This is a genomic window from Staphylococcus felis, from assembly GCF_003012915.1.
Lineage (GTDB): Bacteria > Bacillota > Bacilli > Staphylococcales > Staphylococcaceae > Staphylococcus > Staphylococcus felis.
This window is the reverse complement of the sequence record NZ_CP027770.1, coordinates 292,023-304,469: the sequence shown is the minus strand read 5'-3', so window position 1 is coordinate 304,469 and position 12,447 is coordinate 292,023. Positions and strand designations below refer to the sequence as shown.

Annotated in this window: 10 protein-coding genes; 9 read left to right on the top strand and 1 reads right to left on the bottom strand. The window is 35.3% G+C overall.

Going from position 1 to position 12,447, the window contains the following annotated elements; genetic code table 11:
- Nucleotides 1–311: 311 nt before the first annotated feature.
- From C7J90_RS01485 to C7J90_RS01445, 9 genes are all read left to right on the top strand, one after another.
- A complete protein-coding gene (locus C7J90_RS01485) occupies nt 312–1,145 on the top strand; it encodes a YitT family protein (RefSeq protein WP_103208141.1) in 834 nt (277 codons plus the stop codon).
- Between the two features lie 347 nt (nt 1,146–1,492).
- On the top strand, nt 1,493–2,296 hold the full coding sequence (locus C7J90_RS01480) for an ABC transporter ATP-binding protein (RefSeq protein WP_103208147.1): 804 nt from the start codon (nt 1,493–1,495) through the stop codon (nt 2,294–2,296).
- Nucleotides 2,297–2,305: 9 nt separating this feature from the next.
- On the top strand, nt 2,306–3,319 hold the full coding sequence (locus C7J90_RS01475; RefSeq protein WP_406688141.1) for a FecCD family ABC transporter permease: 1,014 nt from the start codon (nt 2,306–2,308) through the stop codon (nt 3,317–3,319).
- A complete protein-coding gene (locus C7J90_RS01470; RefSeq protein WP_103208144.1) occupies nt 3,316–4,332 on the top strand; it encodes a FecCD family ABC transporter permease in 1,017 nt (338 codons plus the stop codon). The genes C7J90_RS01475 and C7J90_RS01470 overlap by 4 nt, the downstream gene beginning before the upstream one ends.
- A 180-nt stretch (nt 4,333–4,512) precedes the next feature.
- On the top strand, nt 4,513–5,013 hold the full coding sequence (locus C7J90_RS01465) for a hypothetical protein (RefSeq protein ID WP_103208145.1): 501 nt from the start codon (nt 4,513–4,515) through the stop codon (nt 5,011–5,013).
- Between the two features lie 593 nt (nt 5,014–5,606).
- A complete protein-coding gene (ltrA, locus tag C7J90_RS01460; protein WP_106465077.1) occupies nt 5,607–6,893 on the top strand; it encodes a group II intron reverse transcriptase/maturase in 1,287 nt (428 codons plus the stop codon).
- Between the two features lie 968 nt (nt 6,894–7,861).
- Complete coding sequence (locus C7J90_RS01455; RefSeq protein ID WP_103209360.1) at nt 7,862–9,262, top strand: DHA2 family efflux MFS transporter permease subunit; 1,401 nt, start codon at nt 7,862–7,864, stop codon at nt 9,260–9,262.
- A gap of 362 nt (nt 9,263–9,624) precedes the next feature.
- Nucleotides 9,625–10,692 (top strand): YkvI family membrane protein, encoded by a 1,068-nt coding sequence (locus C7J90_RS01450; RefSeq protein ID WP_103209359.1) that lies wholly within the window; start codon nt 9,625–9,627, stop codon nt 10,690–10,692.
- Nucleotides 10,693–10,737: 45 nt separating this feature from the next.
- On the top strand, nt 10,738–11,766 hold the full coding sequence (locus tag C7J90_RS01445; protein ID WP_103209357.1) for an alpha/beta hydrolase: 1,029 nt from the start codon (nt 10,738–10,740) through the stop codon (nt 11,764–11,766).
- 146 nt (nt 11,767–11,912) lie between these two features.
- On the opposite strand, the gene C7J90_RS01440 is transcribed toward C7J90_RS01445, so the two are convergent.
- Nucleotides 11,913–12,419 (bottom strand): GNAT family N-acetyltransferase, encoded by a 507-nt coding sequence (locus C7J90_RS01440; RefSeq protein ID WP_103209356.1) that lies wholly within the window; start codon nt 12,417–12,419, stop codon nt 11,913–11,915.
- Between the last annotated feature and the right edge of the window lie 28 nt (nt 12,420–12,447).

Sequence of the window (12,447 nt, the reverse complement as noted above, 5' to 3'; positions counted from 1 at the left end):
TCTGAGACGGGAAATGAATCACTGATTGATATGCGAGCAAACATATCAATCTTTGAGCAAAAATTATAAACAACACAAAGGAGATTAGGGTTGAGATATCATAGCTTAATGTATAAACGATGATAGTTATCTCAACCTTAATCAACATTATACAGTGTGAATTAAGTTAAGTAAACTAAAAATTCAGAAATTTTAAAATGGTAAATCTGTCATAAGCAATAGAACAAATTAGAGGGTACGTTTTGTGTCCAATTTGTGATAACATGACAGATGATGCTGAATAAAATTTATGGACAGAAAGGAATGGTTGGGTGAAAAGAACGGTTAGGGATTTAATATTAGTTATTATAGGTTCATTTATATTCTCTGCAGGTGTAAATACTTTTATTATTGCAGGTGACTTAGGTGAAGGTGGGGTAACAGGTTTATCACTTATATTGTATTATGCATTTCATATTTCACCAGCTATTACTAACTTTGCTATTAACGCTGTATTAATCTTAGTTGGATATAAATTTTTAAGCAAAAGAAGCATGTATTTAACGATAGTTGCAACAGTGCTGATTTCTGTCTTTCTGAGTCTTACTGAAACGTGGCAGATTCATACAGATAACATCATTATTAATTCTGTTTTTGGTGGATTTAGTGTTGGTTTAGGTATCGGTGTTATTGTATTAGCAGGTGGTACAACAGCGGGTACAACGATATTAGCGCGTATTGCGAATAAATACCTAGATGTGAGTACACCGTATGCGTTGCTTTTTTTTGATTTGATCATCGTTTTAGCTTCGTTAACAGTTATTTCAGTGGATCGGGTGTTAGTCACAATTATAAGTTTATATATTGGTACTAAAGTCATGGATTTTGTAATTGAAGGTTTAAATCCTAAAAAAGCAGTTACAATTATATCGAAAGATCCTGATCGTATTGCCAAGATGATAGATGAAGATATTGGTCGTGGTGTTACTATTTTAAACGGTCGTGGTTATTTCTCGAAAAAAGAAACAGATATATTGTACGCTGTAATTAGTAAAACACAAGTCTCACGTACAAAACGCTTAATACGAAAAATTGATGAAAATGCATTTGTTGTTGTTCATGATGTTCGAGATGTCTATGGAAACGGATTTTTAGTAGAGGATTAAAGAGTAGTTTTTAAATTTAGAAACATAAAAGTTGGAATTGGAGTGCTAACGGTTAACCAAACCTTTATATTCTAACTTTTATGTTTTTATTTTTATCATTTTTTCAATTGTATCATTGATATGAAGATCAGAATGGACTGTATTCATTCATAAGATGCTTTTTAGATTTATAATCAAAAATCATCTGTTAAACTTAAACCAGAAAAAGTGATTGATGTGTTAGAAATTGTACATAAAAGATGATATAATGCTTAAGTATGATAATGATTCTCAATCGCATGTAATATAATGTCAATATAAATTAAGCGTTTTATAAAGCGTATGAGATATAGGAAAGAAGGATGACGATGAGTAGATTAACAGGAAAAGAAGTTACAATTGGATATGGGGATCGCGTAATAGTTGATAAGTTAAATGTGGAAATCCCTGATGGTCAAATCACGTCAATTATTGGTCCGAATGGCTGTGGTAAATCAACATTACTCAAAGCACTTTCAAGGTTGTTAAGCACAAAAAAAGGCGAAATTTGTTTAGATGGTAAAAATATTCATACACAATCTACAAAGGAAGTTGCTAAGAAGATAGCTATTTTACCTCAATCTCCTGAGGTGGCTGATGGTTTAACTGTTGGAGAGCTTGTATCGTATGGTCGATTTCCACATCAAAAAGGGTTTGGACGTTTAAGTGAAAAAGATAAGCAAGAAATTGAATGGGCCTTACGTGTTACGGGGACTATTGAATTTAAATATCGTGCAGTAAATGATTTGAGTGGGGGTCAACGTCAACGTGTATGGATTGCGATGGCACTTGCTCAAAAAACGGATATTATCTTTTTAGATGAACCAACAACATATTTAGATATATCGCACCAACTTGAGATTTTAGAATTAGTACAAGAGTTAAATCAAGAACATGGTACAACTATTGTCATGGTACTTCATGATATTAATCAGGCTATTCGCTTTTCAGATCATTTAATTACGATGAAGAAAGGCAATATTGTCAAACAAGGTGAAACGCATGAAGTTTTAACAAACCAAATTTTAGAGGAAGTCTTTAATATTGATGCTGAACTCAGTACAGATCCTCGTACTGGCAAACCAATGTTAGTCACATACAATCTGTTATGTAAGCATTATGAAAAAATTTAACTGTGAAAGATGAATGGACAAATGAATGACAAAAAAATAGGCCACATTCGATATGGATTTCAGTTGATATTGTCACTTATGTTATTACTGATTGTAGTGATATTATCAATTTTATTAGGGGATGCTCAGGTTGATTTGAAAACGATTATTGAAGCGATATTACACTACGATGCTTCAAATCAAGCGCATAACGTCATTGTGGAAATACGTATTCCACGTGATGTTGGTGCGATGTTGGTAGGGATGGCGCTTGCAACTGGTGGTGCTGTCATACAAGGTGTTACAAAAAATGGGTTAGCAGATCCAAGCTTAATTGGATTAAATGCTGGTGCAGCATTCACTTTGGCATTGACCTACGCTTTATTTCCTGGAATATCATTTATTTTACTGATTTTAGCAAGTTTTATCGGTGCTATTTTAGGTGGCACAATGGTGATGATTATTGGTTCGTCAAGACGTGATGGATTTAATCCAATGCGTTTAATTTTAGCTGGTGCTGCTGTTAGTGCTTTGTTAACTGCTCTGAGTCAAGGTGTAGCTCTTGCTTTTCGACTTAATCAATCTATTTATTTTTGGATAGCTGGTGGTGTGTCAGGTACGAGTTGGCAACACGTTTTGATTAGTGGACCAATGATTATTGTCTCAATCGTGATATTGCTAGTGATGAGCAAGCATTTAACAATACTGAGTTTAGGGGACGCTCTTGCAACAGGATTAGGCCAAAACATTAAAGTGATTCGTGGATTTAGTTTACTTATTACGATGCTATTGGCGGGCATATCCGTTGCAATCGTTGGACAAATTGCTTTTGTAGGGCTAATTGTACCGCATATCGTGCGTTATTTAGTCGGAACAGATTATATAAAAGTGATTCCAATGTCACTTGTTTTAGGTGCGACGTTTGTTTTAATGGCTGATACTATAGCAAGACTACTTGGTGAAGCGCCGATGAGTGCGATTATCTCATTTATTGGTGTGCCTTTCTTTTTATATTTGATACGTAAAGGGGGCCGTACCATATGATTAATCCTCAATTAAAATGGAAACAGCGTCTTATATTTTTAGTGGCATTGGGCGTATTGATTTTAGCAGTAATATGGAATTTAACGACTGGTGAGTATCCTATGTCTTATAGTCAAATACTCAAAACACTAATGGGTCAAGGTGAAGGGGCAGATCAGTTAATTTTGATTGATTTCCGTGCACCAAGAGTAGTCATTACCTTGCTTGCTGGTGTTGCCTTAAGTGTAAGTGGTGCTATTTTGCAAAGTGTCACTAAAAACCCTCTTGCAGAACCAGGCATATTAGGTATTAATGCAGGCAGCGGTTTTGCGATTGCATTGTTTATTTCAATTGGTCAAATTAATGCTGATCAATTCATTTATATTTTACCATTAATCAGCTTACTCGGCGGTTTAGCAACTGCATTATTTATATTCGTGTTTAGTTACAGTGGACAAAAAGGACTATCTCCAGCAAGTATGGTACTTGTAGGTGTCGGTCTTTCAGCAGCATTATCGGGCGGTGCATTAACCTTAATGTCAACATTTGATCGAGATCAGTCTGAATTTATCGCGACTTGGTTGGCTGGTAATATTTGGGGAGATAGTTGGCCATTTGTTTGGGTATTTTTGCCGTGGGTAGTACTTTTAATTCCTTTTTTAATTTATCGTTCAGACGTTTTGAATATCCTTAATACAGATGAATTAAGTTCAATTAGTTTAGGGGTTAACTTGAATCGAGAGCGTTTTATACTTGTGATTGTATCAGTAGCATTGTCATCAGCAGCGGTGTCGGTGGCTGGTGCAATAGGATTTATTGGTTTGATGGGCCCTCATATCGCAAAATCTCTTATTGGTCCAAGACATCAAATGTTTTTGCCTATTGCGATTTTAATCGGAGCAATATTAATGGTTATTTCTGATACGATAGGTCAAATGATTTTACAACCGAGCGGTGTACCTACAGGCATTGTGGTTGCTGTGATTGGAGCACCTTATTTCTTATATTTAATGTATCGTACGCGTTCAGTGTAGTATATTATCATGCTTAAGCCTGATGGGAGACTTTAAATAATATGGTATTATCATTTCTATAATTCTATGATGAATTTTTACATATAGAAAATTTATTTATTATGAATTTGAGCAAAATAATCCATAATATGATAAAATGATTTTATCGAACTTGACGGAGTACGTTTAGGAGGACTGGCTATGCAAGATTTAATAAAAAAACATGTCTTAAACGGCGAATTTGAGTCAGTGAAAAATTTAATGTCTGCTACAGATTTTCTTGATTTTGAAGAGGCTTATATTTCAAGTGCGCACGAAGAAGAAAGTGTTCTTTATTACACTTGTTTGTTAGATATGATTAAAGGTAAAGAGACGCCAGAGATTCACGACTTAGCTTTTTTGTTATTAGTGTATCCATTGAGTGATGTGCCAGGCGCTTTAGATGCAGCATATTATCATGCTCAATCATCAATCGAACTAACAGATGGAAAAGTGGTTAAAAGTTTATTACAGATGCTTTTATTACATGCTATCCCTAATCCTGTTATTTCAGATAAAAAAGCATTTGATATATCAAAACAAATCTTAAAGCTTGACCCGAATAACAAGGTGGCACGAAATGCATTAAAAGAGACTGCCAAGCGCATGGATCAAGTAGTTGTTGACTTTGAAGAGTTAAATCGTTATAAAGATGTGAATTAAACTTAATCAATAAGCGAAAAAGGCTGGGACATCAATCCCAAAATAATAGCGTAGAGATGATTTATGATTGAACCATCTCTACGCATTTCTGTGCGCCCGGCATGGGTAACATCTTGACGGTGAAAGTCCGTTACAGGCTTGGTAGTAGGAACTGTTAGCGAAAGACAAGGGTGTCCATTGCGAAGTGGAATCTGAAGGAAGTCGGACGCAAACACTCGCACTGACGAACAGAAACATCATACAAGGCTATGTAGAATGGATGAATCTGCAGAACAAGATAAAGTCCAATACTACCCGAGTTCTATATAGTAAATGATGCGGTGGCATGAGTGGAAAGAGGTTACATCTTACCCGGGGAGGTCTCATCAGCGGTACTCTACCGTAGTAACAACGAATGATGAGAAGTCAGCAGAAGTCATAGTAGGGAAAATGTACCGAAGGACTGAACAATATTCAATACAAAGTAAAGATTGGAGGTTATAGATTTACGACGTACAGAATACGGTTTAATCGGCAGCTTATGGAAGGATAAGTAGTGGAACGAAAAAAGAATACATAAGTGTGTACAGTAAATCTTAGGTGAAATGAAAGAAATGTATCGTAAGTCTCCATCATTGATGGAGCTTGTTGTAAGACCAGACAACATAGAAAAAGCTATCAAGAAAGTTAAGAAAAACAAAGGTGCTCCTGGAATTGACGGCATGAAAGTCAGTGAACTTCGTGCTCACTTTGCGCAGTACTTTTCACAGATAACGAAAAAACTGCTTGAAGGCACATACCAACCTCAAGCAGTTCGAAAAGTGCAAATTCCCAAACCAAATGGGAAAATGCGTGTGCTTGGTATCCCTGTCGCTAGAGACAGGGTAATACAACAAGCGATTAAACAAGTGATTGAACCCAGCATCGACCGAACATTTTCGAATCATAGCCATGGTTTCAGACCTAATCGTAGCACAGGAACAGCACTTAAGCAATGCGCTATTTACTACGAAGAGGGCTATAAAATAGCCGTGGATTGTGATTTGAAACAGTGCTTTGACATGTTAAATCATGATAAGCTGATGTATTTGTTCGAACGCCATGTTCAAGATAAGTCAATTTCAACATTTATCCGTAGAAGTTTACAAGTAGGTGCCATTGACCTATCTGGCGAAGTCGCAGAAAGAAAGATAGGTGCACCACAAGGGGGCGTTATCTCTCCTTTACTATGTAATATCTATCTACATGAACTGGATAAAGAACTCGAAAAGCGTGGACACCGGTTTGTACGCTATGCAGATGACTTTGTCATCTTTGTACGGACAAAACGTGCAGGTGAACGCGTAATGATGAGTGTAACGAAATTCATTGAAAAGCAACTGAAGTTGGCTGTCAATGAAGATAAAAGCAGAATAGGAGCAGTCACACGTTTAAAGTTCTTGAGTTGTCTAATAACCAAGGTAAATGGGGTTTGTCGTTTCAGACCGACTACGGAAGCAAAAAGAAATTTAATACGCGTCTTAAGGAAAATAACGAAACGAAATAGACCCGGTACCTTTAAAGACATTATCACTGAAATTAACCAAGTGACGAGAGGCTGGATAAATTACTTTGGTAGAGGTTTTATCAGAGAATTTATTGAAACCACGCAATCTTGGTTAAACCGCCGACTTAGACAACTCATACTTAAACGGTGGAAAAGAGTAAGAACTAAGTATAAGATGTTGCGCCAATATGGTCTTGACCATAGAAGTGCGATGAAAATCGCACAGTCTCGAAAAAAGTACTGGCGACTATCAAACACGCACGAGGTTCATCGTGCACTTACAACAAAACAACTCTACAAGTGGGGACTGATACCATTAACCCAGCTTGCAGAGTTGGCTTACGCAAGATATTGAACCGCCGAGTACGGAACCGTACGCTCGGTGGTGTGAGAGGACGAGTAGTCAATTAATGGCTACTCTCCTACTCGATTTTATCAATCATTCGTATTGTTTGGGCTCTCAGTCAAATTGGACTGGTCGCATTAAATTAAGGCGTTATGCAATAATGGATTGCTTAACGCCTTTTTCGTTGTGTGATCATAAAGTTTTGAACATTAATGCCTCTTTTAATACAACATAAATCAGTAAAATTGAGTCGGTAAAACATACTTTATAACTTAGGGGTGTGAATAAATATAGCAAATTTGATTGTTTCCTAAGCCGAAACTTCTGAGGCATCTTGCCGTAACCGAAAATCCATTTTAAGATTGGGTAAGTTCAATCTTAAAATGAGTTGAGGTGAGGCGCCTAGAAAAGCGAAGCTTTATGGAACAATCAAATAAATGAAATTATTTATACACCAGTCCGATTTACTATAGAACCATTGTTTGGCTCGCATTTCCTAGGGGATGGGTCGATCCTCGGTCTCGACGCTCATCCTATTCCCTCAGGCGTCTCGCCAACAATACGACGTGATATGAATGTAGTTTTACACTAAAATACTTTAAATAAAAGATACTTTCGTATCATTTAATCATCACAACAAAACTAAATTAACGAGATGCCTTATATAGAATGATAGGGTTGAAATTAATACTTGAAAATGAATTCAAACACCATCGTGGTGCGGCTAAACATATCGTTAAAGAAAAACTTCGAAATTTTTTCGTAAATTCTTACGAAAGGTTCGAAGTTTTTCGATTGCTAAGATATTTATCTGTCAACCCCATTTTTTGCGTAGAGTGCAAATGAATAAGTTTTTTAGTCATTTTAATGCTGTATTAAAATTTAATTAATACATATTCAGTAAGATATGTGTATAATAGGTATGATTTGATATGAAGGAGATGGAATAAGTGAGTGTTCAACACAATTATAATAAAATGATTATGACCGTTTTTATGATTGGTGCATTTTTTATGATATTGAATGAGACTTTACTCAATATTGCTTTGCAAGAACTAATGCGTTATTTTGATTTATCTAGAACGACGGTTCAATGGATGGCGAGTGGCTTTATGATGATGATGGGAATTGTGTCACCATTGTCAGCTTTAGTCATTCAATGGTTTACTACGCGACGACTGTTTCTGAGTTTAATCGTTATTTTTACAGTAGGATCACTGATTTCAGGTTTCGCTGTTAATTTTCCTATGTTGCTAACAGGGCGTATGATTCAAGCTATAGGAACAGGGCTAATGATTCCTTTGATTATGAATACAATGTTACTATTATTTGACGAAACCGTTCGTGGTAAGGTCATGGGGACATTTGGTCTTGTCATTATGTTTGCTCCGGCTTTAGGGCCAACGTTATCTGGCGTAATTGTAGATGAATTAGGATGGCGTTGGTTATTTTTTATTGTCGTGCCATTTATGATATTCACATTTACCTTTGCAGCATTGTTTTTGAAAAATGTTGGTGAAGTCACACGACCAAAAGTGGATATCACTTCAATTGTTTTCTCAACGATAGGTATTACAAGTTTGATTTATAGTATATCAAGTGTAAGCCAAAGTAATGGTATAGCAATAACGCCGTTGCTTGGTGCTGTGTTTATGATTGGTATTATCTTTATCTATCTATTTATTCGTAGGCAGTTCAAATTGGAAGATCCGATATTAGACTTCGGTGTATTATCGTATCATAACTATCGTAAAGGTATTATTATTTTTGTGATTGTATTAATGAGTATGTTTGCTTCAGAAATTGTCATGCCAATGTATCTTCAAGGACCAATGGGATTTTCAGCAAAATTAGCTGGTTTCATTTTGTTGCCAGGCGCATTGTTAAACGGATTTTTATCACCTTTTATGGGAGGGCTTTTTGACAAGTTTGGACCTAGAAAATTGGTGATACCAGGTTTATTATTGTTATTAATGGTTGCTATATTCTATACGACGATTCATCCGGGGGTTCCAGTAGCACTCTTTATTTTAGCGTATATCATTTTAATGATCGGTATATCAGCGATTATGATGCCTGTCAGTACAAATGGTTTAAATGCATTACCTCAAGAAAGTTACCCGCATGGTAGTGCGATATTTAATATGTTGCAACCTATTGCAGGTGCGATGGGAGTAGCAATATTTATTGCGATTGTAACGGGGGTACAAAATGCCAAATTAAAAAACATCGGTCATGTCACTCAAAATGATGTGGATCATGCTATGACTTCTGGTATGCATGCGGCTTATGTTTTTGCAATAGTTCTCATTATATTTGCGATTATAACTGCTTTTACAGTGACAAATGCGACGAAAGAAAAACAAAATAAGAATTGAAATCAACTAGAAAGTGAGGACAATATGTGTCTCGAATAGTTGCTGATTAAAATGATAAAATGCAAATTGTATCAAAGTTTTTAAACTGATTTTCACAATTAATGTTGTTAATGTTTTCTAAAGATTTGTTGTTATTTTAAAATGAATGGACTTAAAGCTTATGTTTATACAGTATTTATGTGCCAATGTGAATTTTAATGCATTTTAAAGTATAAATAATATGATTAAAATAAGGCTAATTCCCCATTAAACCTTTGTGTAACAAGGGGTTTGTCGCTTCTAGAACTCCGGTGAAATTTGAAATAAATCGCATATTATGGTTTAATGTGTAACGTGTTTGCAAATGAGGAGGTCAACACAGTATGAAAAATTTAAATGAAGCTATTAAAATAGCTTTCGCCTACGTGGGTGTTGTAGTAGGGGCCGGATTTTCAACTGGACAAGAAGTTAAACAATTCTTTAGTACTTTTGGTATTTGGTCATACGTAGGTGTCATTATTTCAGGATTAATACTTACATTTATTGGTCGTCAAGTTGCTAAAATAGGAACAGCATTCGACGCGGCCAATCACGGTTCAACATTAGAGTATTTATTTGGTAAAAAGTTAGGAATTATCATTGATTATGTTTTGATATTATCACTTTATGCGGTAACTATTACTATGATTGCCGGAGCAGGCTCAACATTTAATGAAAGTTTTGGCGTGCCCGTATGGTTAGGCGCATTGATTATGTGTATCATTGTGTACATCACATTATTGATGGATTTCAATAAAATTGTGAGAGCATTAGGGATGGTAACCCCAGTGCTTATTGTATTGGTTATTATTGTAGCAGCCGTATTTTTATTTAAGGGAAACGTTTCTTTCTTCCAAATTGATAGTGTTGTTGAACAGCCAAGCCTTGGTTTAGCGATATGGAATGGGTTTAACTATGGTGGTTTAGCATTTGCTGTTGGATTTAGTACACTGGTTGCAATTGGTGGAGATGCTTCTAAACGATTAGTGTCTGGCCTAGGAGGATTAATTGGTGGAGTTGTCTATTTAGTTTTATTAGGTTTAATTAACTTTGCGCTTCATTCAGAATATCCAACAATAAAAGATTCAGATATCCCTACATTAGCACTTGCGAATATGATTCATCCAATTTTAGCATTCGTATTTTCGATTGTGATGTTAGCGGTAATGTATAATACGATATTAGGGTTAAGTTATTCTTTCGCAGCGCGTTTTACAACACCGTATGCTAAAAAATATTATATTCTCATTTCAATTATTGTGCCTTTAGGCTACGGATTAAGCTTTATTGGATTTGAAGGTTTAATCAAATACGTATATCCAGCAATGGGAGTTATTGGATTAATGATTGTCGTTGCTGTAATCGTTAAATATTTATATCGAAAATCTCAAGATAAGAAGTTTATTGCTTAATTAACAAGATGTGTTACAATTTTTTCGAAAGGAAAGATTGCTATAATGACTAAACATAAAAAAAGATGGGTTGTTATCACACTTGTAATTTTGCTTGTTATAGTCGGTCTGATAGCCGGCTATTTTTTTGAACCACATGTTTCAAGGCAAGAAGATAAAAAAGTTGCAATCCAAAATAACAATGTTACAGCGTTTACAGATATTACATATATGGAAGGTTTACCGAGTAGTCAGTTAGACATTCTAATGCCAAAAAATATAAAACAAGGTGAACAGTTACCGGTTATTTTTTGGGCACATGGCGGAGGATTTATTGCAGGAGATAAGCAATATAAAAATCCGTTGTTATCACAAATTGTTGAAAGAGGTTATGTTGTCGTTAATGTTAACTACGCATTAGCACCGGCTTATAAGTATCCGACGCCATTGATTCAGATGAATCATGCTATTTCATTCATAAAAGAAAATGAAGAAGCATTACCTATTGATATGAATCAAGTGATTATAGGTGGTGATTCAGCTGGAGCACAAATTAATAGTCAATTTGTTGCAATCCAAACAAATCAAAAATTAAGAGAGCAAATGAATTTTGAGCAGCAATTTACACCGGATCAATTAAAAGGAGCCGTGTTTTTTGGTGGATTTTATGATATGAAAACTGTGCGTGCGACGGAATTTCCGCGTATTGACTTATTTATGAAGAGTTATACAGGGGTTTCAAAATGGGAAAAAAACTTTAAAAATATTACGGAGATGTCAACGGCAAATCAAGTTACATCTCAGTATCCGCCTACGTATTTATCAGTAGGTGATAAGGATCCATTTATGAGTCAAAATGAGACATTTGCAAGAAAGCTTGAGGCAAAAGAGGTTCCCGTAGATACATTCTTTTTCGATGGTTCGCACGGGTTAAAACATCAATATCAATTTCATTTGGAAAAGCCTGAATCCAAAGAAAATATTAAACAAGTCTTAAGTTTTCTGAGTAGAAATACGTCGACAACTCGAATTAATACAGAAATTAGTGATACACCTCATACAGAGATTAATTTAAATCCTTATGAAAATAATTAAATCAAATGGACTCCCTTATTTTAAAAATTAAGACGATGACACGTTTTAGTCTTAATGCGTATCATAAGGGAGTTTTTATAGTGTAAAATAACTTTTATTGTGCGATTTGATGATGAGAAATGGTACACTATGAGTGTTAAAAGCATTTATTCTAAAAGATATGCCATGATATACTCATTAAAGTAATGATCATTAATTTTGATAGAATGGCGTATTTCACCTTCTACTGTAAAGTTAGCTTTTTTATAAAATTGATAGGCTGCGGTGTTTTGAGTCACGACATTGAGTTCTATACGTGATATGTCATGAGCTTTGCACCATTTTTTACAAAAATTGAGCAATTCAAAACCAATTCCACGCTTTTGAAAAGCTTGCAATACGCCCATTGAAATTTTGGCTGTATGTTTAATTCTCTTAAGCGGTGTGGTCTTAATTGTTAAATAACCAACAAGTTGGTCGTTGTCTTCAGCAACAAGTATCGCCAAGTGAGGGGATGTAATCACTTTTTCTATTTTAGACGTTGCACGTTCTAATGAAGGAATATATTCACCGGGATCATATAACATGTATTCTGAGGCTTCAAAAACTTGTTGCATTAATGATATTAGTGCTTGAACATCTTTGATTCGAATTTCTCTTATTGTTATAACCATATCGTCATCTCCGATCGTGTGATTTACA

What these genes read in the sequence shown, in the direction of transcription:
- C7J90_RS01475 (WP_406688141.1), top strand. Translation starts at nt 2,306, where the DNA reads ATGAATGGACAAATGAATGACAAAAAAATAGGCCACATTCGATATGGA.
- C7J90_RS01445 (WP_103209357.1), top strand. Translation starts at nt 10,738, where the DNA reads ATGACTAAACATAAAAAAAGATGGGTTGTTATCACACTTGTAATTTTG.
- C7J90_RS01455 (WP_103209360.1), top strand. Translation starts at nt 7,862, where the DNA reads ATGATTATGACCGTTTTTATGATTGGTGCATTTTTTATGATATTGAAT.
- C7J90_RS01450 (WP_103209359.1), top strand. Translation starts at nt 9,625, where the DNA reads ATGAAAAATTTAAATGAAGCTATTAAAATAGCTTTCGCCTACGTGGGT.
- ltrA (WP_106465077.1), top strand. Translation starts at nt 5,607, where the DNA reads ATGTATCGTAAGTCTCCATCATTGATGGAGCTTGTTGTAAGACCAGAC.
- C7J90_RS01465 (WP_103208145.1), top strand. Translation starts at nt 4,513, where the DNA reads ATGCAAGATTTAATAAAAAAACATGTCTTAAACGGCGAATTTGAGTCA.
- C7J90_RS01480 (WP_103208147.1), top strand. Translation starts at nt 1,493, where the DNA reads ATGAGTAGATTAACAGGAAAAGAAGTTACAATTGGATATGGGGATCGC.
- C7J90_RS01440 (WP_103209356.1), bottom strand. Translation starts at nt 12,419, where the DNA reads ATGGTTATAACAATAAGAGAAATTCGAATCAAAGATGTTCAAGCACTA.
- C7J90_RS01470 (WP_103208144.1), top strand. Translation starts at nt 3,316, where the DNA reads ATGATTAATCCTCAATTAAAATGGAAACAGCGTCTTATATTTTTAGTG.